The sequence below is a fragment of the Streptomyces xingningensis genome, from assembly GCF_054957865.1.
In genome coordinates, this window is the sequence record NZ_JBDJPF010000023.1 from 1 (window position 1) to 21,303 (window position 21,303).

Annotated in this window: 20 protein-coding genes; 6 read left to right on the plus strand and 14 right to left on the minus strand. The window is 70.7% G+C overall.

Features of this window, described 5'->3' with window-relative positions; genetic code table 11:
- Positions 1–62: 62 nt before the first annotated feature.
- Both ABCR83_RS14300 and ABCR83_RS14305 read right to left on the minus strand, forming a co-directional pair.
- Entirely contained in the window at positions 63–851 is a 789-nt protein-coding gene (locus tag ABCR83_RS14300; protein WP_462695346.1) for a GNAT family N-acetyltransferase, read from the minus strand.
- 84 nt (positions 852–935) lie between these two features.
- Positions 936–1,160, minus strand: a complete 225-nt coding sequence (locus ABCR83_RS14305) for a hypothetical protein (protein ID WP_462695347.1) — start codon at positions 1,158–1,160, stop codon at positions 936–938.
- A 128-nt stretch (positions 1,161–1,288) separates the two neighbouring features.
- Between ABCR83_RS14305 and ABCR83_RS14310 the strand changes: the two genes are divergently transcribed.
- A complete protein-coding gene (locus tag ABCR83_RS14310) occupies positions 1,289–1,888 on the plus strand; it encodes a TetR/AcrR family transcriptional regulator (protein WP_462695348.1) in 600 nt (199 codons plus the stop codon).
- A 22-nt stretch (positions 1,889–1,910) separates the two neighbouring features.
- Here ABCR83_RS14310 and ABCR83_RS14315 read toward each other — a convergent pair whose 3' ends face one another.
- Positions 1,911–2,858, minus strand: a complete 948-nt coding sequence (locus tag ABCR83_RS14315) for an ornithine cyclodeaminase family protein (protein ID WP_462695349.1) — start codon at positions 2,856–2,858, stop codon at positions 1,911–1,913.
- Between the two features lie 104 nt (positions 2,859–2,962).
- Here ABCR83_RS14315 and ABCR83_RS14320 point away from each other — a divergent pair, with 104 nt between their 5' ends.
- Positions 2,963–3,928: a pirin family protein gene (locus tag ABCR83_RS14320; protein ID WP_462695350.1), complete on the plus strand. Its 966-nt coding sequence runs from the start codon at positions 2,963–2,965 to the stop codon at positions 3,926–3,928.
- 127 nt (positions 3,929–4,055) lie between these two features.
- On the opposite strand, the gene ABCR83_RS14325 is transcribed toward ABCR83_RS14320, so the two are convergent.
- Positions 4,056–5,273, minus strand: a complete 1,218-nt coding sequence (locus ABCR83_RS14325; RefSeq protein ID WP_462695351.1) for an IS701 family transposase — start codon at positions 5,271–5,273, stop codon at positions 4,056–4,058.
- Positions 5,274–5,588: 315 nt separating this feature from the next.
- Here ABCR83_RS14325 and ABCR83_RS14330 point away from each other — a divergent pair, with 315 nt between their 5' ends.
- Complete coding sequence (locus tag ABCR83_RS14330; RefSeq protein WP_462695352.1) at positions 5,589–6,029, plus strand: hypothetical protein; 441 nt, start codon at positions 5,589–5,591, stop codon at positions 6,027–6,029.
- 239 nt (positions 6,030–6,268) lie between these two features.
- Here ABCR83_RS14330 and ABCR83_RS14335 read toward each other — a convergent pair whose 3' ends face one another.
- Both ABCR83_RS14335 and ABCR83_RS14340 read right to left on the minus strand, forming a co-directional pair.
- A complete protein-coding gene (locus ABCR83_RS14335; RefSeq protein WP_462695353.1) occupies positions 6,269–7,672 on the minus strand; it encodes a nitrosuccinate lyase in 1,404 nt (467 codons plus the stop codon).
- Positions 7,669–9,654 carry an FAD/NAD(P)-binding protein gene (locus ABCR83_RS14340; protein ID WP_462695354.1) on the minus strand — a complete coding sequence of 662 codons (1,986 nt, stop codon included), beginning with the start codon at positions 9,652–9,654 and terminating at the stop codon, positions 7,669–7,671. Before ABCR83_RS14340 ends, ABCR83_RS14335 begins: the two co-directional genes overlap by 4 nt.
- A 254-nt stretch (positions 9,655–9,908) precedes the next feature.
- On the opposite strand from ABCR83_RS14340, the gene ABCR83_RS14345 reads away from it, so the two are divergent.
- Positions 9,909–10,886 (plus strand): NADPH:quinone reductase, encoded by a 978-nt coding sequence (locus ABCR83_RS14345; RefSeq protein WP_462695355.1) that lies wholly within the window; start codon positions 9,909–9,911, stop codon positions 10,884–10,886.
- A gap of 71 nt (positions 10,887–10,957) precedes the next feature.
- Here the strand turns inward: ABCR83_RS14345 and ABCR83_RS14350 are convergent, their stop codons facing one another.
- The 6 genes from ABCR83_RS14350 to ABCR83_RS14375 form a co-directional block, all read right to left on the minus strand.
- Entirely contained in the window at positions 10,958–12,874 is a 1,917-nt protein-coding gene (locus ABCR83_RS14350) for an anthranilate synthase family protein (protein WP_462695356.1), read from the minus strand.
- Positions 12,871–13,551 (minus strand): isochorismatase family protein, encoded by a 681-nt coding sequence (locus ABCR83_RS14355; RefSeq protein WP_462695357.1) that lies wholly within the window; start codon positions 13,549–13,551, stop codon positions 12,871–12,873. Before ABCR83_RS14355 ends, ABCR83_RS14350 begins: the two co-directional genes overlap by 4 nt.
- A gap of 25 nt (positions 13,552–13,576) precedes the next feature.
- On the minus strand, positions 13,577–14,344 hold the full coding sequence (locus tag ABCR83_RS14360) for a 2,3-dihydro-2,3-dihydroxybenzoate dehydrogenase (RefSeq protein WP_462695423.1): 768 nt from the start codon (positions 14,342–14,344) through the stop codon (positions 13,577–13,579).
- 32 nt (positions 14,345–14,376) lie between these two features.
- A complete protein-coding gene (locus ABCR83_RS14365; RefSeq protein WP_462695358.1) occupies positions 14,377–15,585 on the minus strand; it encodes a 3-deoxy-7-phosphoheptulonate synthase in 1,209 nt (402 codons plus the stop codon).
- Positions 15,586–15,946: 361 nt separating this feature from the next.
- Positions 15,947–16,732 (minus strand): VOC family protein, encoded by a 786-nt coding sequence (locus tag ABCR83_RS14370; RefSeq protein ID WP_462695359.1) that lies wholly within the window; start codon positions 16,730–16,732, stop codon positions 15,947–15,949.
- Between the two features lie 10 nt (positions 16,733–16,742).
- The gene (locus ABCR83_RS14375) at positions 16,743–17,411 is read right to left on the minus strand and encodes a flavodoxin family protein (protein ID WP_462695360.1); all 669 of its coding nucleotides are present in this window, start codon (positions 17,409–17,411) and stop codon (positions 16,743–16,745) included.
- Between the two features lie 203 nt (positions 17,412–17,614).
- Between ABCR83_RS14375 and ABCR83_RS14380 the strand changes: the two genes are divergently transcribed.
- The gene (locus ABCR83_RS14380) at positions 17,615–18,010 is read left to right on the plus strand and encodes a YybH family protein (RefSeq protein WP_462695361.1); all 396 of its coding nucleotides are present in this window, start codon (positions 17,615–17,617) and stop codon (positions 18,008–18,010) included.
- A 93-nt stretch (positions 18,011–18,103) separates the two neighbouring features.
- On the opposite strand, the gene ABCR83_RS14385 is transcribed toward ABCR83_RS14380, so the two are convergent.
- Together ABCR83_RS14385 and ABCR83_RS14390 are read right to left on the minus strand one after the other, a co-directional pair.
- Positions 18,104–18,904 (minus strand): arylamine N-acetyltransferase family protein, encoded by an 801-nt coding sequence (locus ABCR83_RS14385; RefSeq protein WP_462695362.1) that lies wholly within the window; start codon positions 18,902–18,904, stop codon positions 18,104–18,106.
- A 1-nt stretch (position 18,905) separates the two neighbouring features.
- Positions 18,906–19,907 (minus strand): amidohydrolase family protein, encoded by a 1,002-nt coding sequence (locus ABCR83_RS14390; protein ID WP_462695363.1) that lies wholly within the window; start codon positions 19,905–19,907, stop codon positions 18,906–18,908.
- Positions 19,908–20,186: 279 nt separating this feature from the next.
- On the opposite strand from ABCR83_RS14390, the gene ABCR83_RS14395 reads away from it, so the two are divergent.
- Positions 20,187–21,263: a 3-oxoacyl-ACP synthase III family protein gene (locus ABCR83_RS14395; protein WP_462695364.1), complete on the plus strand. Its 1,077-nt coding sequence runs from the start codon at positions 20,187–20,189 to the stop codon at positions 21,261–21,263.
- Positions 21,264–21,303: the final 40 nt, after the last annotated feature.

Consider the following 21,303-nt stretch of genomic DNA (forward strand, 5'->3'; position numbering starts at 1 on the left):
CGCCTTGCAGCTGCACGCACCGGACGCCGCTCGCTGATCCGGCCTAGATCTTCAGCACACTCCTAGGCGCCGCCGCGGCCCTTCGGCCTCCGGGCCGAGGGGCCGGCGGCCGGCTCGACGGCGGCGGCCCGCAGGGCCCGGTAGCGCATGCCCATGCCCCGGTACAGCCGCACGGCGGAATGATTCCAGTCGTCCACCATGAGCCCGGCCGCCCCGTACGACCTCAGCGCCTCGGCGAGCAGGAATCCGCAGATCCGCCGCCCCATCCCCTGGTTGCGGGCCTCGGGCCGCACCGCGACGCCCGAGAGGAATCCCACCGTCGGAGCGGACCAGGCCAACGCCCCCACCGCGGCCAGCCGGCCGGCATCGTCCCGCACCCCGGCCCAGCGCTCGACGCCCGGGACTCCCGGTTTCGCATGCGAGGCGGGGAAGTGGGCCTCCACCAGAGCACTCACCGCGGGCAGCGCCTCCTGCGGCAGCCACTCGGCCCCGTCCGCAACGGCGGTGGGATCGACCGTCTCCGTACAGTCCATCCAGCCGAAGCCGCCGACCTCCGTCAGGGCCGGTATCTCGCGGACCAGCGCATCGATCACCGCGCCATCGCCGAACGGCCGGTAGGCGGGGCCGACTTCCGCCAGCACCTCACGCACCAGGGGCACCGCGGCATCGTCGGCTCCCCACACCACAAGCCGGTCACGCCCCGAGAGGGCCGGCCGTGCGGCGACCATTGCACGACGGTCCTCGCTCGCCCAGGCACGGACCCGCCCGTCCCGATCTTGGGCCGCCCATCTGCACAGCAGGTCATCCCCGCACCAGGCGTACAGCTCCTGGGAGTTGACGATCTCTCTCATGCCCCCATTCTCCACGCCTGATCCGTCATGAGGGCCCTGGGCCCCGGCCGGACGCGGGGCCGACGACACAGCCGGCCCCGGCGGTCACGCTCCCTGCCCGGCCTTCTTCGTCCGCGCGTTGCTCCCCCAGACGGCCAGGGACACCCCCACCACGGTGATCGCCGCGTAGCAGATCATCCGTACCATGAACCCGCCCGAAACCCAGCCGAGGATCCCGGAGTTGCCGTGGTCGACCAATAGCCGGATGGCGCCCTGGCCCCCCAGCACCAAAAGGATCATGCCGACGACCTGCCCTGCCACTGGTTTCATCGCTACCTCACTCCCCGTCGGCCCCTGGGCCGCGACCGCGGACGACGGCCCGCCCGCACCGTTTTGATACGATCGAACCATAACACTCGCGAGGCCCGCCACCGTGAGGCACGAAAGGACGAGTTCCCATGCCCCGACAGGCAGATCACGACCAGCGTCGTCGCCAGATCGCCGAGGCCGTGTGGCGACTGGCCTGCCAGGGCGGGCTGGAGGACGTCACCCTGCGGCAGGTGGCCGCCGAGGCCGGGGTCTCCGTACGGCTGGTCCAGTACTATTTCGGCACCCGCGACGGCCTGCTGCTCACCGCGCTGGAGATACTGAACACCGATGCCGAACAACAGGCCCGGCAGCGCGTGCTGGCCCTCGGCGACGACCCCGGGCCGCGGGCGATCGTGCGCGGGGTACTGATGGAAATGCTCCCGCTGGACGAGGAGCGGCGGACCCGGCATCTGGTGTATGTGGCGTACTTCGTGAGATTTCTGACCGACCCCGGCCTCGCGGCGGTGGCCCGCGACGCGCCCCCCGCGCTCGAGGCCCTGATCGCCGGGCTGATCGCCCAGGGCCAGGAGCTGGGCCAGGTGCCCTCGGCCGTCGACCCCGTCGCCGAGGCCGAGTTCCTCCTGGCCGGCACCGATGGCCTGCAGACCAGGGTGCTGCTCGGGCAGCGGACCCCCGAGGAGGCGCTGGCCCTGGTCGACCGCCAACTCGACCGCGTTTTCACCGCTTGACCGTCGGCGCGGGCGCTCCCGATCAGCCGAGCAGGTCGATATGCGTTCCCACGCCACGCCGTTCGGCCTGCTGATACGCGAGCCAGGCAAGAGCGAGATCCTGCCAGGGAAGCCCGACCGGGGCATAGATGGATCGCGTCGGCTGGGCGCCGCGGCCGGGGTGCTCGCCGCGCAGGATCTCGCCGAGGGTGGCCCCGGCGGCCGTGGCGGGAAGTCCCGCCGCCGCCAGGGCCCCCATGGCGGCGGCCAGCTCACGGTCATCGACCACCAGGAGCGCGGAAGTCAGCAGGTCGGCGGAGAGCTCTTGCTTCCCGGGCTCATCGGCCCCCAGCGAGGTGAAGTGCTGTCCCGGCCGGGTGTCGGCGAGGTGCAGCAACGGCGTGCGCGACCAGGTCGCCAGCAGGACGACATCGGCGGCAGCGGCCACCTCTCCCGGAGCGGCGAGTACGCGCCCGCCGTGCCGGGCGGCGAAGGCGGCGGCCCGGGCCGGATCCGTGTCCTGCACGACGACGGCGCGAAACCGCCGCATGCCGCGCAGCCCACGGACCATGAGCTCGGCCTGCGCGCCCGCGCCCACCACCCCGAGCACCAGCTCACCGCCCGGGTCGGGACCGGCGAGGACATGAGTGCCCAGGGCCGCGGCCAGTCCGGTGCGCCAGGCGGTGATGGTGGCGGAATCCAGCAGCGCGAGGAGCTCACCATCGCGTCCGCTGTGCAGGCAGATCACCCCACGGAGGGCCGGATCCCCGCCGGGGAACTTGGCGTTCACCTTCACCGTGTACGCGTCGATGCCGGGCAACAGCCCGGGGATCAGTGCGGTGGCCGTGCCGGGGAACGGCAGGTCGGTGCGCACTCGCTGCCCGGTCACCGACGAGCGGTCGGCGCCGCGAAAGCCTTCTTCCAGGGCAGCCGCGCAGGGCCCGGGCTCCAGCACGGCTTCCAGGTCACTTCTGGTCAGGATTCGGGTCACACCTCATGATCCCAAATCCTTACGGCCGGGCTCCGACCGGGAACCCCGCCGGACAACCGGTGACCACCGTCCTCAACCGATGCCCGCCCTGGCAGAGTGCACCCATGAGCAACCTCGACCTCAAGCCCTCCCCCACTCTCTGCGGCGGCCGCGACCACATCACCGCTCGGCCCGTTCACGACCTGCTGCCCGCCAAGAATGTGCCGCTCGGCGAAAGCACCGTCGTGCGACGCCTGCTGCCGAGCCTCGGCCGCCGGATGGTCGGCGCCTGGTGCTTCGTCGACCACTACGGGCCGGATGACATCGCCGACGAGCCCGGCATGCAGGTTCCACCCCATCCGCACCTGGGCCTGCAGACCGTCAGCTGGCTGCGCGAGGGCGAGGTGTTGCACCGCGACAGCCTCGGCAGTCTGCAGACGCTGCGCCCGGGCGAGCTGGGGCTGATGACCTCGGGGCGGGCGATCTCACACTCCGAGGAGTCGCCCCGCGAGCATGCCCGCCTGTTGCACGGTGCGCAGTTGTGGGTGGCACTGCCCGATGCGCACCGGCACACGGCGCCCACCTGGGAGCACCATGGCGAGCTGCCCCGGGTGGCCGGGGGCGGCATCGACGCGACCGTCATCATGGGTGAACTGGACGGCACCGGCTCCCCCGCCACCACCTTCACCCCGATCGTGGGCGCGGACGTCACCCTGCCCGCGGGCTCCTCCGCCCGCCTCCCCGTGCGGCCGGACTTCGAGTACGCGGCGCTGACCATGTCCGGCGAGGCGGAGATCGACGGGGTGCGGCTGGCTCCCGGGTCCATGCTCTACCTCGGCTGCGGCCGCTCCGAACTGCCGCTGCGGGCCGATGTGGACAGTGCCTTCATGCTGCTCGGCGGCGAGCCCTTCGAGGAGCGGATCGTGATGTGGTGGAACTTCGTGGGCCGGTCCCACGAGGATGTCGCACAGGCCCGTACGGACTGGATGACCGGCTCCCGCTTCGGTGCGGTGCACGGGTACGACGGGGACCGGCTGCCCGCCCCCGAACTGCCGCCGGTGGCGCTCAAACCGCGGGGAAGGGTCCGCTGAACCGCGCGAACCACAGTCGTGGTGGGAGCTTGAGGTGGGAGCGGTGGATCCCCGGCTGGACGAACCGAGGATCCACCGGATCATGGTGGCCGTTCCCACCCCCGCGGGGCCGGCAGTGGGCCGCAGGTCAGACGGGGCAGCTCGCCAGTCTGTGCTCGGCCAGCTCCGTGACCGCGTGGGCGACCGTGGCGAGGGTGGCGTGGCGGTGCCAGCCTGCGAACGAGCGGCCGACGAAGTCCCGGATGCCCACGCGCTCGGCGCGTGGCACACCGCGGCACTCGACCCGTCGGCTGAGTCCCACGAAGCGCAGCAGGGTGGCGTGGTCGGTCGTCGCCATGTCGGTCAGCCAGAGTTTCTCAGGCCACTGCGGGCCGCCACGGCCGACGCCCAGCAGGAGGAAGTCCCCGCTTCCGTGGGCGCGTTCCGTCGTGTCGAGCACGGCCGGAAGGCGGACTCGTACGGCGGCGACGAGTTCCATGGCGTCCGGGGTTCCTGAGGGGATCAGGGCCACGCGTTTGCGGCCCGTCTTGGCCAGCTGTGCGATCTGGCCTGCCTGCAGCGGACTCTCGCCCCAACCGGGCAGCGTGGGGTCGTTGGGCAGCAGCCAGGTGTCCTTGGCGATGCTGGAGATATGCCTCAGTCCCGCCGCGCCGAGCTTGGTGACCAGTCTGATGCCGTCCAGCCGCTCGGCGTTCAAAATCACCGGGCACTGTGGCAGGCGGAGGCGTGCTGCCGTTTCGAGGTAGGCCCGCACCATCGAATCCTCCGGTGTCGTCGGGCCCGCCTCGTGCGGCACCGAGGCCCCGTCGCCTCGCGGCCGGTGAGAGGGCATGTGCAGCCACCAGTTCAGCGGGGTCGCCGTGTGTGCGGACACACCCCACACCCCTATCGCCTGCTGTGCGGTGACGGCTTGGCCGCGTTCCCATGAGAACGTCCGGGCCACACCCGCGGAGTGGGTGCCCGATTTCGGGATGACCATGAGGTGCAACACGCATGCCTGTGGGGGCAGTCGGCCGACCAGATAGCGACCCAGGGCTTCTCGCATGGGGTCCCATTCCCAGGTGGAGTCGTTGATGAAGTGGTGCAGGCCCTGATCGTTGACCTGTTCTCCCAGGAAGGCCGCAATGTTCCTTACCGACTTCCTCCCCGTCGCTCCCAGGAGGCCGCGCAGATACATCAGGCCTTTTCGGCGTTGATCGGCCCGCGGCAGCGAGGAGAAGGCTATGGGAGACAGCTCCGCCACCGACCGGTCGAGGGCCACTCGCCTGGTCGCGTCGGGATCGGCTCCATTTGCTAAGGAACCCGGAAAGTCGATGCCATGTGGTTCGCCACTTACAAGAGTCATGTCACTTCTCCTTGTGTGTTGTGCAGCTCGTATCCGGGGCTCCGGTCGAGTGCGCTTGTCAAGGTCGCTTGTGCTTCTGTGACTCGTGCGGTTTTGGGGCGAGTTGCGGTGCGCACACAGGGTGCGTGGTTGCCATGGATGGATGTGGGGGGCGAGAGCAGGAGGCGGCCCTGCATTGCGCGAAGGCATGGATGAGGGCGCAGCTGAATCCGGTGGGGGGTCGACGGTGTGCGCCATCGCGGGGTGCGGTGGCACAGTGCCGGTCGTCAGCGCGTGCGGCATCGTCGGCGCACGCGGGTGCGTAGGCTCGGAGACTTGCTGTTCGGAAGAGTTCCGGAAGATGTGATGGATCACCTGTGGTACGCGGAGGCGGCCGGATCACCGGCTGCCGGGCGCTCCGTCCAGGTGCCGCACGGGTGGGTTGGCGCTCGGGCGCGTGCCCGGCAGGACCGCGCAGCCGAGCGTGCTCACTGCGCGCATGTCCATGAATTCCGGGCCGAATTGAAATGGGAACGAATTGCTGAGCCAGTCGGACCATCGATCGCCTCGGAGGCGGGCGATCCATGGTGCGCCACGGTCAGCGGGGTAAAGAGTCCCGACGGCTCGCCGGTTCCCGAAGCTTTCGACGCTCGTTCATTTCTCCCCCTTTGTTCCGGCCGCATTGTGCCGCTGATGGCCGGTCTCAGGAGCGGCAAGGCTGCATTCGTCGCCGATGATTCAAGCGGCCTTGGCTTCTCCCGGCCCCGAAGGCTCTGAAAAATCCAAACGCACCGCCCAGGTGCCGCGCAAGGCTGTCGGCCGGTCAGCTGGTCATGAGCAAGGTCAGACTGGTCAGCATCGTGGCCGACCGAGGATTCCATGGTGACCCGAGGAAGTGCCTCTGCCGGAATGGGGCATTTGCTCGCCGCCTTCGACGACGTCGAAGGCGGTCCGGGTTCCGAGGCGGGACGACGGTCAGGGGCGTCGTCACCGGCGTCAGGGCCGAGGTGGTTCCGTCAGGCCTCGGCGCCGGGGGCCAGGGACCGCTCCACGAGGGTGGCCGCGGCGCCGACATAACCGGTGGGGTCGCACAACCGGGCGAGCTCCGCCGGGTCGATCCGGGCCGCGAGCTCGGGCGCCGTCCCGAGCTGCTCGGCCAGTGGCCGGCCGTGCCGTTCCGCCGCCTCGGCGGCACGGTTGAGCAGGTCTCGCGCGGCGCCCTTGCCCAGCAGCGGGGCCAGCGCGGCCACCAGGCGCTCGGCGGCGATCTGACCGCCGGTGAGCGCGAGGTTGGCGCGCATCCGCTCCGGCCGCACCACCAGGCCCTCGGCCAGCTCCACCGCCGTGTGCGCGGCGCCGCCCGTCAGGCGCAGGCATTCGCGCAGTGGTTGCCACTCCGCGTGCCATGCGCCGGCCGAGCGCTCGTCCTCGGTGAGCATGCACTGGGTCAGTACGGCGGCCAGTGCCGGGACTTGCAGCGCGGCGCTGCGAATCAGCGTGGCCAGCACCGGGTTGCGCTTCTGCGGCATGGCCGAGGAACTGCCGCGTCCGGGCAGGTGCGGCTCGACGACCTCGCCGACCTCGGTGCGGGTGAGCGACTGCACATCGACCGCGAACTTGCCGAGCGCCCCGGCGCCGTGTGCCAGCACGGCGGCGAGGTCGGCGACCGGGGTGCGCAGTGTGTGCCACGGCAGCACCGGCACGCTCAGCCCGGTCTCGGTGGCGAACGCCGACATCAGGCGTTCCGCGTCGGCGCCGTACTCCACATATCCGGCCATCGTGCCCGCGGCGCCGCCGAGTGAGATGGGCAGCGCCGACAGGACGGTGGCCACCCGGGCGTCGGTGTCGAGCACCAGCCGCCGCCACCCGGCGGCCTTGAGCCCAAAGGTGGTGGGCACGGCCTGAAGTGCCAAGGTGCGTCCGGGAAGCACCGTGTCACGGTGTTCGCGGGCGAGGCCCGCGAGCGCGGCCGCGACCCGGGCCAGGTCCTTGTGCAGCAGTCGCAGCGCACTGCGGGCGATGAGCATCGCGGCGGTGTCGAAGATGTCCTGGCTGGTCGAGCCGCAGTGCACATACTCGGCGGCGGCCGGGTCCACGGCGGACACCGCCCGGGTCAGGGCCCGGACCAGGCCGACCACGGGGTTGGCGCTCTCGCGCGCGTCCACCGCCAGGGTCCGCAGGTCCAGCCGGTCGGCCCGGGCGGCGGCGGTGATGGCCTGCGCGGCCGACGGCGGCACGACGCCGACGGCGGCCTGGGCACGGGCGAGCGCGGCCTCGGCATCCAGCATGGCCTGCACCCACGCGGCGTCGGACACGGCGTGCTCCACGGGGGTTCCGGCGCGTACCGGCGACAGCAGTCCGGCGTCCATGGTGTGCAGACCGGCCGCCTGGGCGACGGCGCCGGCGGATGACTCGCTCACACCACGACCTCGGTGCGATCGCTCTCGGCCGCCGTACCGGCTTCGGCCGCGCTGGTGCCCAGGGCGAGCACGGCGCGCGCGATCGCGTCGGCGTCGGCGATGGTCACCGAGTCCACGCCGGGCCGGATCCCGGCCGCCGTCACCCAGTGCACCGACTCGGTCGGCACGCCATACGCAAAGCGCCGCGGGTGTGCCCGCCCCTGGGCGTCGGTCAGCCGGTACGGCCGCTCCGTCACCGCCAGCCCGCCGGTCTCGTACGCGCCGCCGTCCGCGGTGCCGATGCGGTAGGGGGCACACGCCTCGGTGTTGAGCAGGTGTTGCAGCAGCGGGTCGGCGGTGCGCCGCAGGTCCGGTTCCGGCAGCCGCGCCTCGATGAGGACATGGGCACGGATGGTGGGTCCGGGGACCGTGTCGGAGCCGGCCACGAACGAACGGCCCCGGGTGTCGATCCTGATCCGGGTGTCCGGGCCGGTCAGCTCCAGGACGCCGGCTTTGATCAGCGCGATCATCTCCTCGACGCGCCTCGGTGGCGGGCCGATGGAGAGGAACGCGTTGAGCGGCGTGTACCAGCGTTCCAGCTCGTCACGGTGCGACGTCCCCTCCAGGCCGCCCTGGTCGACCGCGAGGCGCACCTCGTTGCGCAGGTCGCGCAGGACATCGAGAGCGGCCTTGAGCGGGCCGCTGACATTGCCCTGGCGCGCCTGTCGGACATCGTCGTCCAACCGTCCGAGCAGCCAGGTGCGGAAGTCATGGCGGTCGGCGAACTTCCGCTCCCGCGCGGAGTCGGTGACCGTGTTCCAGTCCCACCGGTCCGCGGCCGGGATGCGGTAGGCGTCCAGCACGGCCTCGCACTCGGCCGGCGCCGTGCAGGCCAGGTAGCTTTCGGCGAACGCCGCTCGTTCGCCGGCCCGTTGGCGGCAGGTCAGCAGGGTCTCGTAGTAGACGGTCTCCACCTCGCGCGCGATGAGCGGCCACAGGTCCTTCTTGAAGGACAGCAGCGGGGCCCCGCCGCCGGCTCGGGAGCGCAGGCCGGCTATGTGGCCGGCCGTGAGGAGGCGCGGCAGGTAACGGCCGTGTGCCCCCTTCTCGTTCTCGCCCCGGGAGTGGAAGGGCACACCCCGCCGCGAACTGGCGTACAGCACCGGCTCTTTGCCGCTGGGCCGGTACACCAGCTCGTCACCGTCCCGGTCGAAGCGGCCGCCGCGGCCGAGCGTGAACAGCGCGAGATAGTCGAAGAAGCACAGCCCGAGACCCCGCAGCAGCACCGGTTCCCCGGCCGGGATGCCGTCGAGGCCGGCGTCGGCGGGGTTGGCGGGGGGAAGATAGATCAGGTGATTGATCCGGGACAGGCTCGCGGTGCGCTCCTCCTGCGGGGTCGGCCGGGCCGGCAGATGGCCCAGGGTGAGCACGACGGCGTCCAGGTGGTTCAGCCGTGTTCCGTTGGCGAGGCGGACCCCTTGTGGCCCGCCCGGATATCCGTGGGTGTCGGCCATGGCCACGGCGCGCGACTGGTGAACCCGGATCTCGACATGGGCGGGTGCGCCGTCCAGGACACGGCGGAAACAGTCGGCGAAGTACCGTCCGCACAAGGCACGCGTCGGATAGGAATTCGGCTCCAGTGACCGTGCCTCGGCCAGCAGGCCGGCCTCATACGCATGATTGACCGCACTGCCGTGCGGCTGGGGCACGGCGAGTGACGCGGCCCATTCATACAGGCTCGGCCCGGGTTCGATCGGCCCTTCGATGCGGGATGCCGCGTCGGAATAGACGGTGATCTGGGAGGCGACGGTATTCGCCAGCAGGTGCCGCGACTGATCGGTGCGCCACACCGCACCGGCGCCGGGCCGGGCCGAATCGACGACATGGACGAGCACCCGCGAGTGGGACGGCCGCGCCCGCTCGTTGGCGCACAGCCTCTCCAGCACGGCAAGCCCGCGAGGACCTGCGCCGATAACCGCGATCTCGTACGCCGTCGCGTTCATTCCGAGCATCCCTTCGTCACTCCGGACCGCCGTGGACTTGCGGGAGCGCTGAAGCCGTCACGGCAATGAGCCGAGCATGTTCGACAGAGCACGATTCGATCCTGGAATCGCCGGCGGACCGCTGGCAACGACGGCTGAGGCAATCAGTCAAGTGCGTCACGGCATCGGCCCGGTATCAGACCGGAGTTGACACATTCCATGGCTGATCGGCCGACTGGGCGGCCGAAACGAAATCCTCCGGGAAGATGCTCGGCATGCGTGCTGCGTATATCAATGCATTCGGCCCCGCACATTCCATACGATTCGGTGAACTGCCCGATCCACGACCGGGTGCGCACGACGTGCTGGTGGACGTCGAGGTGACGACGGCCAATCATGTCGACACCTTCATACGGTCCGGCGCGGTGAACGAGCCCATGGAGTTCCCGTTTGTGGTCGGCCGCGACCTGGTCGGCCGGGTCGCCGCCGTGGGCCACGGGGTGACGGGGTTCGAGCCGGGCGAGCGGGTGTGGTGCAACAGCCTCGGTCACGGCGGCAGACAGGGCGCCGCGGCCGAGCGGGCGGTCGTGCCGGCCGAGCGGCTCTACCGACTGCCGAACGGCGCGGCTCCGGAGACCGCGGTGACACTCCTGCACCCCGCCGCCACCGCTTACCTGGGCCTGGTGACCCACGGCGGGCTGCGCGCCGGGACGACCGTGGTGGTCATCGGGGCGGCGGGCAACGTCGGGGCCGCCATGGTGGCCATCGCGGCGGGGGCGGGCGCCCGGGTGGTGGCCGTCGCCCAGGAACATGACGCCGCGTACTGCCGTGCGCTGGGCGCCGACACGGTGGTCGCCCGCGGTGGCGACGACCTCGGCGCACGGCTGTCCCGGGCGTGCCCGAAAGGGGTCGACCTCTACCTGGACGCGGCGGGTGTCAACGACCTGGCCACCGCCGTCGGCCTGCTGGCCTGGCGGGGCCGGATCGTCCTGCTCGCCGGGCTGCCCACCACGCCCTCGCTGCCCGTCGGCCCGCTGTATGTGCAGGACCGGTCGGTCGTCGGGTTCGCCATCACCAGGGCCACCGTCGCCGAACTCGCCGCGGCGGCCCACTGCGTCAACGGCCTGCTGACCGACGGCCGTCTCCGGCCGCGGGAGGTGCGCACCCTGCCGCTGAGCGCCACCGCCGAAGCCCACCGCATGCTGGAGGCGGGCGAACTGCACGGCAGGCGGGTGGTGTTGAGCACGGCGTGAGACCGCCGGGCGGCGGCGCCCTGGAAAAGGTGGGAACTCCCGTGCTTGCGACGGGAGTTCCCACCCGTGGTTCACAACCGGACGGGGGGCCGCGACCCGTCGAGCGCGCCGGTCAGCAGCGTGCCGAGAATGCGCACTCCATCGTGGGTGAGCACCGACTCGGCGTGGAACTGCACTCCGGCGAAGTGCGGGCCGCGCAGCGCGTGCACCTCGCCGGTGACGGCGTCCCGGCAGACCTCCACCGGGCCGACGCCCACCGGACTCAGCCGGTCGGACGCACTGTGTGCCACAAAGCTGTTGTAGAAGCCCACGCGCTCGCGGCGGCCGAAGAGGTCGATGTCCTTCTGCACCCCCTGGTGGGGTGTGTCGCGGCGCCGCACGTCCAGGCCGAGCCGGTGGCTGAGGACCTGGTGGCTCAGGCAGACCGCCAGGAACGGATGACGCTCGGCGAGCAATCGGCCCATTCCGTCGTGCAGATGGGCGATCCTGGCCTCGCTCACATCCAGCGGGCTGCCGGGGCCGGGCCCCATCACGACGAGGTCGTGGTCGGCGAAGGAGTACGGCTCGTCGAAGCGGCGCACGGTCACCCGTAGCCCGGCCGACCGCAGTTGGTGGGCGATCATCGAGGTGAACATGTCCTCGGCGTCGACGACCAGGACCCGGCGCCCGGCCGGCACCGGACGGCCGCCCGCCGCGGGCTCGGGCCCCTGCAGCCAGAAGCGCGCGATGTCCTCGTTGCGGGCCCGCAGCGCGGACCGTACCGAGGGATGGCGTCCCAGGGGGCCCTCTGGTGCGGCCCGCAGCGCGGTGAGCAGGCCGGTCGCCTTCGCCCGCGTCTCCGCCACTTCGGCCTCCGGCTCGGAGTCGCGCACCAGGGTGGCGCCCACCCCGATCGCCATCCGGCCGGCGGAGTCGATGTCGGCGGTGCGGATGAGGATCGACGAATCCAGGGTTCGGCGGCCGTGACCGTCCCGGCCGATGAGCGCGACCACCCCGCTGTAGTAGCCACGTCCGTGTGGTTCATACCGGTTGATCACCCGGCTTGCGCTCTCCAGCGGACTGCCGATGACGGTCGGGGCGAACAGGGTGCTGCGCAGGATCTCCCGGATGTCGCGCTCGGTGCGCCCCTCGATGAAGTACTCGGTGTGTGCGAGGCGGGCCATCTCCTTGAGGAACGGCCCCACCACGCGCACGCCCGCATCGCAGAACTGGGACATCATCTTGAGTTCCTCGTCCACGACCATGAAGAGCTCGTACGTCTCCTTGCGGTCTCCCAGGAAGTCCATGACACCGGTGAGGGTGGGCCCGGATGCGGGATAGCGGTAGGTGCCGCTGATCGGGTTCATCACCGCGGTGCCGTCGTGCAGGCTGAGGTGCCGCTCCGGGGTGGCTCCGACCAGGGTGCGGTCGCCGGTGTGGATCAGGAACGTCCAGTAGACGCCGGACTCGCGGGCCAGCAGGCGCCGGAAGAACGCGGCCGCCGTGGCCGGGGTGTAGTCGGTGATGTCGGCGAGGAAACGGCGCTTGATGACGAAGTTGGCGCCCGCGCCCGCGCTGATCTCGTCGGCGAGGACCCGGCGCACCAGGTTCGCGTACGCATCGTCGTCGATGTCGAAGTGATCGCCCGTCAGCCGGATCGGCACGTCCGGGATGCGGTCCAGCAGCTCGGCCCGGCCCAGTGCGGCCTGCTCCCGTACCGTCATGGCGAGCAACGGCCGCCCGTCGTCCGGCGCGGGGAAGCCGCGCTCGGCCAGCTGCCGGTACGGCAGCAGCGCCAGCACGTCCGCCCCGGCGGGGCCGTGCGGCGACTCGGGGACCGGCAGGCCGGCGACGCGGTCCACCGCGCGGACGGGGCCGGTGAGGATGTCCACCTGATCGGCACCGGTGGCCGTCGGACGGTAGAGCAGGGCGAACGGCGGCGGCTCGGGGGCGAGCACCCGGTCCAGGAGCGCCTCGGCCGCGCGGGTCGCCGTCTGCTCGGCGCTCATCCGACGGCCCCCGTCACGGGCGCCGCGGTGTCGTGCCCGAGGAGCGTGCCGCGGCCAGCGGGCAGGCCGCGGGTGGTGGCCACCACCGCGCACCGGCGCGCGGCGTAGGTGAGGGCGAGCCGGTGCTCCTCCGCGGAGAAGTCGGCGACGGCGTCGGCCACGAGGAAGGTCTGGATGTCGTGTGTGAACGCGTCGACGGCGGTCGAGAGGACTCCGATGTGGGCGTAGATTCCGCAGACGATCAGCTGGTCCCGGCCCTGCGCGCGCATTCGCTCCAGCAGGTCCGAACGGAAGAAGGCGCTGTAGCGCCACTTGGTGAGCACACAGTCGCCCGGGCGCGGGGCCAGCTCGTCGGTGATGGCCCGGTCCGCGGGGTCGAGGCGCATGCCCGGACCCCAGAAGTCGTTGAGGAGTCCGCGCTGTTCTTCGGTCATGCCGCCGGGCTGCGCCGTGAACGCGACGGGTATGCCAAGACGTGCGCACCGCTCGCGCAGCAGCACGACGCTGCCGATCAGCTCGCGGCGCTGCGCCTCGGCGAACGGTCGCAGGAAGTACCGCTGCATGTCGTGTACCAGCAGGACGGCACGGTCCGGACGCACCGTCCACCGCGCGGTGTTGGCCGGCAGGTCGCGCTCACCGGGCATCGGGTACGCGGCGATGTCGGGGATCCCGGTCATGATCAGCTCCCTCTCGAAGTTCCACTCAGGCGCCGAGCGCCGCGCCACCGTCGACCGTGAGGTCGTGCAGCGTGATGTGCCCGGCTTGTTCGGACAGCAGGAAGAGCACCGCGGCGGCCACGTCCTCGGGGCGGGCGGTCTTGCCCAGCGGGATGCCCACCCGGAAGTCGGCCGCGTTGCCGTTGAGCGTGTGTGCGCGTCCGCCGTCGTCCTGCCACATCGACCACAGCATCGGGGTCTCGGTCGACCCGGGCGCCACCACGTTGCAGCGGATGCCGTACGGGGCGACCTCGAGGCCGAGCGACTTGGTGAACATGGTGGCCGCCGCCTTGGATGCGGCATATCCGGCCATCTTCGCCCGTGGCGTCGCCGCGGCGTTCGAGGCCACGGTGACGAGGGCGCCACGGCGGCGCGGCACCATCCGGTCCACCACGGCGCGGGACACATGGAAGACTCCGCCCGCGTTGACCGCGAACATGTCCGCCCAGTCGCGGCCGCTCAGCTCGCGGACCTCGCCCATGCGCAGCAGCCCTGCCGCGTTGACCAGATATTCCACCGGACCCAGCCGCGCCTCGACGGCCACGACCGTCGCCTCGACCTCGGCGGCGTCGGTGACATCGGCGGGGTAGGCCGTGACGGGCAGGCCCGAGCGGGTCAGTTCGGCGACGCACTCGCGCAGCCCGCCGTCGCGGTCGACGGCGGCCACGACCGTGCCCTGCTCGGCGAGCGCACGCACCACGGCCCGGCCGATCCCGCCGGCGGCCCCGGTGACGAGTGCGACCTTGCCCGCCATGCCCGTTGCTCCGGTCACTCCTGTCATTCCGGTCAGCCTCCTGTCACTTGTCGCGGCACGGCCGCTTCGGGCGCCATCGTCAGGGGTCCGGTCTCACCCCACGCGCCCAGGACGTCGAGCGCCTGGTCCACGGTGAGCCGGGGGTCGCAGAAGCTCGTATAGACCTTTCCGGCCCGGTCGGCCTCCCACTCGTCGAGTACGCACTCGGTGACCTGGTCGGGCGTCGTCTCCAGGTGCACACCGCCGGGGAACGCCCCGGCCTCGGCCAGCACGGCGCGGAACTCGCGGACCTCGCGCCTGAGCGTCCGTACGTAGCGCGTCTTGTGACCGCCCTGTGTGACAACGGTGTTGGCGTGCATGGGGTCGGTCAGCCATACCACCGGATGCCCGGCCGAGCGCACCGCGCGGACCAGGCCGGGCAAGCGCTCGGCCACGGTCCCGGCGCCCATCCGGACGATCAGGGTGAGCCGCCCCGGCTGCCGCTCGGGGTCCAGCACCCCGCACAGCGCCCGCAGTTCGTCCGCGCCGACGCCGGGTCCCACCTTGACCGCGACAGGGTTGATCACCTGGGCGAGCAGTGCCACATGCGGGCCGTCGACCTGGCGGGTACGCTCCCCGATCCAGGGCCAGTGCGTCGACGCGAGCAGCAGCCTCCCGTCGAGGGTCCGGCGCAGCAAGGGGAGTTCATAGTCGAGGAGCAGCGCCTCGTGACTGGTCCACACCGGGGGCTCGATGCCGCCGGCCCGGCTCCGGTCGAGGTGGGTCATGATGTCGGCGGCGGCCATGTACCCGGTGACCAGGCGCAGCGGATCCGGGCGCCGTTCATCGGCATCCGGGGCCGGCCCATTGACCAAGTGGCCGCGGAATACGGCCAGTTCCTGCCCACCGAGGCGCTCGGCCGGCTGTGAACGGGGCTTGGCGAACTGGCCCGCGATCCGTCCCACGCGCAGCACCGGACGGCGTCCGGCCAGCTTCATCGCACCGGCGAGCACATCGAGGACGGCGGCCTTGCGGGCGACGTCGTCCGCCGTGCATTCGGCCGGGTCCTCGGCGCAGTCACCGGCCTGGATGACTTCGGCCGCACCGGCGCTGACTTTCGCCAGCTGCGTACCCAGTGCGCGCACATCGGCCGCGTCGACGAGTCCGGGCCGGCCGGCCAGGGTTTCCCGCGCTCGCTGTACTTGCGCCTGGTCCTCCCATTCCGGTTGCTGTCTTGCCTTTTCCAGCGGAATTGGCAGCATGTACCTTTTCAAGGCTGGCTCCAGCTTCCAAACGGCGGTCCGGGACGGCCGAGGTTATTCGGACCATCGCCCGGCATCGGCAATCACCTGAATATCGAACCGAGATCAGTAAAGGGGGCACGTCTCCACCCTCGCGCCTGAGCGCGGGCTTCCCAAGATACGGTGGCCCGGTTCGTCAGGTCAGCAGAAGTCTGTCAATTATGCGCACTTGGCAGCTGCTGCCGGTCCGCCTCGCTCCGTATTTCCCGGCCTGTGCTCGTGTTACGGATACCGGAATTCCTCGCGGCGGAGAAAACCCGGTGGGCCGGGTCGGTCCCGATGACCGACCCGGCCCGCGCCGATGCCGGCCCGCGCCGGGAAGTCAGCCGCCGACCGCGAGCACTTCGAACGGTGTGCCCTGTTCGTCGGCGACCAGGGCACACCGGCCGTGCCGAGTGTCGAAGGGTCCGTCGAGCAGCGAGCCGCCCAGCTCGGTGGTCTTCGCTATCGCGGCGTCGACGTCGGTGACACCGAACGTGACCTTCCAGTGCGAGGGAACATCCATCGGCGCCTCGGCGGCCGGCTCGTCGATTCCGGCCACCGGGCGTCCGTCGATGTCGAGCGTGATGCAGCCGTCGCCCGCGTCGGAGCCGGGGGCCTGCGTCACGGTGTGGCCGAACACCGTGGCGTAGAAGGCCTTTGACGCCTCGGCATCCCTGCTCAGGCAGTGGTGCCACACCACCGAGCCCGCGACGCCGGCGACCTCCGCGCCCAGGTATTCGTTCGCCTGCCAGATCGCGAACTCTGCGCCGGCCGGGTCGGCGGCGACCGCGAACCTGCCGTGCGAGCCCACATCGCCCGGCGGCAGCAGCAGCCCGCCCCCGGCTTCGGTGATCTTCTCCGCCACCGCGTCGGCGCTCCGGACGGCGAAACAGACGAGCCACGCCGACGGCCCGCCGGCCACCCGCCCCGACGGCCGCGGCCCGATGTCGGCGACGGCCCGGCCATCCAGCCGCGCCGTCAGATAGTGGTGATACTCCGCACCGTGGTCGAAGAACGTCCAGCCGAACAGCCGCCGGTAGAACGCGCTCGTCCGTACCGGGTCGTCGACCTGCACCTCCACCCAGCACGGCGTGCCTTCCGGCCAGGGAGTGTCGCGCATCGTCATGCCGGGCCCGTCAGATGTTCAAGCCGAAGGTGCGCAGCCGTTCATCGCTCACCATGGTGATCTTCGGCTCGGGCTGAAGACCCCGGGTGAGTGCCCCGGCTATCTGGAGGGTGCGCAGCGTCTGATATGTGATCGCGTCAAAGTTGTCCTCGGTCACGCTGTTCGCCTGGTGCCGCGAAATAGTGCCGGTGCCGTACGGAGCCCCGTTGCCCGGCTGGTGCAGCACGGCGGCGGCCGAGCCGTTCGGCACGATCACCGCGCCCCAGTGGCAGAACGCGTTGTGCAGGGCCAGGATCGCGGCTTGCTGCCCGGCGTGCGGCATCGACCCGGAGGCGAACGCGGACACTGCCTTGTTCATCAGCTTGCCGGGAATGGCAACCGGCCCGGTGTGGTCGATGAAGTTCATGATCTGCGGGGCGGGGAGGCCGTAGTGGACCGGTGTGCCGACCATTATCGCGTCGGCCCAGACCAGGTCGTCCAGGCCCGCGTCCGGGAGGTCCGCGGTGGCCGTCGCGAGCTCGGCATAGGCGGGTTTGTCGAGGATCATCGGGTCGGGGATCTCGGGCGCCTTGCGCACACGTACCTCGGCGCCCGCGTCGAGCGCCGTCTTCGCGGCCTTTTCCACGAGCTGGTAGGTGTTTCCGCTGCGGGAATGGAAGAGAATGGTGAGCCTGGTCAAGGGATTTGCTCCTTGTCAACCGGTTTTGGATTCGCGGCGCTCGGATACCACCGGCATCGTGCCGGTTCCGTGAAAGGCCGGGCCAGGTCTTCTTCCGCGATCTGTCAGATCCGGCCGGGAGTTGTTCGCACCGAAAACCCGGAGCTGACAGATATCCGTCCCGGCCGCTGTACGCCGGCATTCTCGACTGCTGTACTCGACCGATGTCCGACATACAAAACGGAGACGGCCTTCCGGCCGATCCGGCCGATCTTCCCCAGGCCTTCGCGGCCGCCTTCAATGCGCGGAATCTCCGACTGCTCGATGCCCTCTTCGTGCCGGAGGGCATGCATGTGGTGCGGCCCGGCGAGACGTCCTCCGGGGCGCGGCGGCGGGCCGCGCTCCCGGCGGTGGTGCGCGACCGGATCCCGATCGACGTCACGCTGCGCCAGGTCTATGTGGTGGGCGACACCGCCCTGTTGATCAACGACTATGTCCACGACGGCATCGGCCCGGACGGCACCCGGGTGCACATCGAGGGCACGGCGACGGACATCGCCCGTAAGGGCGCGGACGGATACTGGCGGTATCTGATCTCCAACCCCTCCGGCACGGCCTGACCCCTCGGCACCCGGCTCGCCCGGGGGCGCCCGGCCGACGGGACGCGGTGTCCCGTCGGCCGGGCGCCCGGACCGCGCGGCCGGCCCGGAGGATCAGTCGAACGACATCGGCACGGTGTTGCCCCCGGCCGCCTTCACCGGCAGCCGCTCCAACTTGATCCCGAACCATTCGTCGTACGCCTTGAGGATCTCGTCGTCGCCGGCCAGCCGCCGGCTCTCCCGCTCGCCGCCGACGACGCGCGTGAGCTGGTCCTCCTTCAGCGTGATCCGGCCGTTCTCGGTCGGCAGCGAGCAGAACAGGTTCTGCAGGAACGGCGAATCCGGCGCGGTGCGGTACCACCACAGCGTGGGCCCGAAGTCGGGGATGCGGCATGGTATGTCGTACACCCGGTACTGCAGTGTGTCGTTCGCCCGCACATCGATGCCGCCGTCGTCGGCGGCGGCGACCTGGAAGCGGCCGTGCGGGTCCTGCTGAACCTCCTCCGTTTCCATGGACAGCGGGTACCTGCTGTTGCGGCCGAATCCGACATCGACCAGCCAACTGCGCCCGCCGATGCGGACCTTGAGCGCCAGATGACACAGCGGGGCGGTGAGCTCGCCCTTGATCCACACCCGGCCGGGCATCAGGGAAACGTCGTAGCCGAGGCTTTCGAGGAGGAAGGAGAGGGCCGGATTGACCTCGTAACAGCCGCCGCCCCGCCGTTCTTCGACGATCTTGCCGACGACCCTCTCGTCCATGTGGATCTCTTCACCGAGGTGATAGCCAAGGTTTTCGAAGGGCACCGAGAGCAGATGTCGCATCTGCAAGGTTCGAAGTGATTCCAGGTCGGCTTTCACGGGGTGCTGCGCCGAAATGCGGTCCAGATATGCGGTGACCATGGTGTCGTCGAGCAAGCTAACGGCCCTCCTGCTGGTCGTTGGCGAATCGTGGGAAGAGATCGATGGCGTTGCCGAGCTCGATGCGGGCCAGTTGATCCGGTGTGAATCCGCCGTGGTCGACGATGTAGCGGAAGCTCTCCGAACCGAACGACTCCGGCATGAACGGGAAGTCCGAGCCGACGAGCATCCGGTCCGCCCCCGCGAACGAGCGCACCGAGCCGAAGGCATGCGGATCGCCGATCATGGCGGTGTCGCCGTAGAGACGCCGCAGGTAGCCGATCGGGTCGGCGGGCAGCCGCTCGGCCAGGTCGGCGCGGATCAGCGGGCCGCAGGCGAGCCTGGCGGCGTAGTACGCGACGCCGCCACCGCCGTGGGACAGGATCACGCGCAGCCCGGGGTGCCGGTCCAGAGTGCGGTTGTACAGCAACTGCGCCGTCAGACGCACGGTCTCGAACGGGAACTCGCAGAGCGACACCGGCAGTCCGAAGGTCGGCTGGTCGGCCGGGGGCGCGGTCGGGTGGACGAACAGGGGCGTGCCCCGCCGGGCCGCCTCGGCGTGGAACGCGTCCAGCGACGGATCCCCGACGTACCGGCCGTCGTAGTTGGTGACCAGGCCGACACCGTCCAGGCCGAGCACGTCCATGCTGTAGGCGAGCTCGTCGAGCGCGGCGTCCAGGTGCGGCAACGGCAGCACGGCAAACGCCCCGAGACGGCCGGGATGGGCGGCGACCAGCTCGGCGAGGAACTCATTGACCCGGCGGGCGAACCGGGCGCCCGTGGCGGCGTCCACGGCGGGCACCCCCGGCCAGACATTGACCACCGCTGCCCGTATGCCCTGCCGGTCCATCATCGACAGACTGGTCTCGATCTTCCACTCGGGTTTGTCGACGCCGGGCAGCGTGGACGCGAACCCGAGTTTCCGGAGCCCTTCGACATAGAACTCCGGAATGATGTGGTGATGTACGTCGATGGCATTGGACCATGGCGGGCCTGTTGCTGCGGAATTGCTTGTCCCCATGAATATCCCTTGTCCGGACGGCAGGGCACATCGACGCTCAACGCTACGTATTCGACCGATGGGCGTCGACGCATCGGTCGGGAAATCTGTCAACTCCTGCCCGCTCCGGGTATCGAACCACCACGCATCCCACCGGAGCTGACAGTTATTGCCGCATTGTCTGGGGGGTGGGACATGCCGCTGACTATCTTCCGACGCAGAGCTGTCGTACCGGACGCCGCGCAGAACTCCATCCTGGTACGTCTGCCCGGCGACGACCCGAAATGAGTCACCATGGCCATGTGTGCAGCAGCGGTCCATGACGCGGACGCGGTCGGAATCCTCGGCACCGGTTCCTGTCTCCCCGGCAATGTCGTGACCAATGACGAGGTCGGAGCACCGGCCGGCGTGACGGACGAGTGGATCACCCGCAAGACCGCAATCCGCGAACGCCGTTGGGCGAAGTCGGACGAGGCCACCTCGGACCTGGCGGCGATGGCCGCGCGCATGGCGCTGGACAACGCCGGGGTGCGCGCCGAGGACATCGCACTGGTCCTGGTGGCCACCTCCACGCCGGACTCGCCGCAGCCGCCCACCGCCACGGCGGTCGCGGCCGAACTCGGTGTTCCCGCGGGCACACCCGCATTCGACATCAACGCGGTGTGCAGCGGCTTCGTCTTTGCCCTGGCCACGGCGGAACGCATGATCCGCGGCACCGGCACACACGCCGTCGTCATCGGCGCGGACATCTATTCCCGCACGCTCGACCCCACCGACCGCCGGACCGTCGTGCTCTTCGGTGACGGCGCGGGCGCCGTGGTCCTGGGGCCCGCCACGGGCGGCGGGGTGCTCGCCACCCGGCTCGCCACCTTCCCGGCGGAGCGGGAGCTGATCCGGGTCCCCGCGGGCGGCTCGCTGATTCCCGCCTCACCGGCGTCCGTCGAGCAGGGTTTGCACTACTTCACGATGGACGGCCCGGCGGTGCGCCGCTTCGTGGAGAGCCGGGTCGGACCGCTGATCCGCTCCTTCCTGGACACCCATCTGCCGGACCGCGTACGGCCGTTGCACTTCGTGCCGCACCAGGCCAACGGCCGGATGATCGAGGCCCTCGCCGCGGACCTCGGTTTTCTGCCCGAGCACACGCACACCACGGTGCGGTGCTTCGGCAACACCGGGGCGGCGTCCGTGCCGATCACCCTCGACAGGGCCGCCGGCCGATTCGCCCCCGGCGATCTGGTGGTGCTCGCCGGATTCGGCGGGGGCATGGCCGCGGGCCTCGCCCTGGTCGAATGGCAGGCGCCGCACCCGGAGGACGCGCCCGGAGGACGCGCTCGAAAAGTCGGCGCCGGGCCGCGCATGACGGCGAAACCTGACTGATCCGCCCTGGGCATCTTTGCCCGGCCCGAAAAATCGTGGA

Bases quoted from the DNA above. Each gene is read 5' to 3' on its own strand.
- ABCR83_RS14300 (WP_462695346.1), bottom strand. From the start codon at position 851: ATGAGAGAGATCGTCAACTCCCAGGAGCTGTACGCCTGGTGCGGGGAT.
- ABCR83_RS14310 (WP_462695348.1), top strand. From the start codon at position 1,289: ATGCCCCGACAGGCAGATCACGACCAGCGTCGTCGCCAGATCGCCGAG.
- ABCR83_RS14355 (WP_462695357.1), bottom strand. From the start codon at position 13,551: ATGACCGGGATCCCCGACATCGCCGCGTACCCGATGCCCGGTGAGCGC.
- ABCR83_RS14340 (WP_462695354.1), bottom strand. From the start codon at position 9,654: ATGAACGCGACGGCGTACGAGATCGCGGTTATCGGCGCAGGTCCTCGC.
- ABCR83_RS14360 (WP_462695423.1), bottom strand. From the start codon at position 14,344: ATGGCGGGCAAGGTCGCACTCGTCACCGGGGCCGCCGGCGGGATCGGC.
- ABCR83_RS14320 (WP_462695350.1), top strand. From the start codon at position 2,963: ATGAGCAACCTCGACCTCAAGCCCTCCCCCACTCTCTGCGGCGGCCGC.
- ABCR83_RS14390 (WP_462695363.1), bottom strand. From the start codon at position 19,907: ATGGGGACAAGCAATTCCGCAGCAACAGGCCCGCCATGGTCCAATGCC.
- ABCR83_RS14305 (WP_462695347.1), bottom strand. From the start codon at position 1,160: ATGAAACCAGTGGCAGGGCAGGTCGTCGGCATGATCCTTTTGGTGCTG.
- ABCR83_RS14345 (WP_462695355.1), top strand. From the start codon at position 9,909: ATGCGTGCTGCGTATATCAATGCATTCGGCCCCGCACATTCCATACGA.
- ABCR83_RS14370 (WP_462695359.1), bottom strand. From the start codon at position 16,732: ATGACGATGCGCGACACTCCCTGGCCGGAAGGCACGCCGTGCTGGGTG.
- ABCR83_RS14350 (WP_462695356.1), bottom strand. From the start codon at position 12,874: ATGAGCGCCGAGCAGACGGCGACCCGCGCGGCCGAGGCGCTCCTGGAC.
- ABCR83_RS14325 (WP_462695351.1), bottom strand. From the start codon at position 5,273: ATGACTCTTGTAAGTGGCGAACCACATGGCATCGACTTTCCGGGTTCC.
- ABCR83_RS14380 (WP_462695361.1), top strand. From the start codon at position 17,615: ATGTCCGACATACAAAACGGAGACGGCCTTCCGGCCGATCCGGCCGAT.
- ABCR83_RS14365 (WP_462695358.1), bottom strand. From the start codon at position 15,585: ATGCTGCCAATTCCGCTGGAAAAGGCAAGACAGCAACCGGAATGGGAG.
- ABCR83_RS14395 (WP_462695364.1), top strand. From the start codon at position 20,187: ATGTGTGCAGCAGCGGTCCATGACGCGGACGCGGTCGGAATCCTCGGC.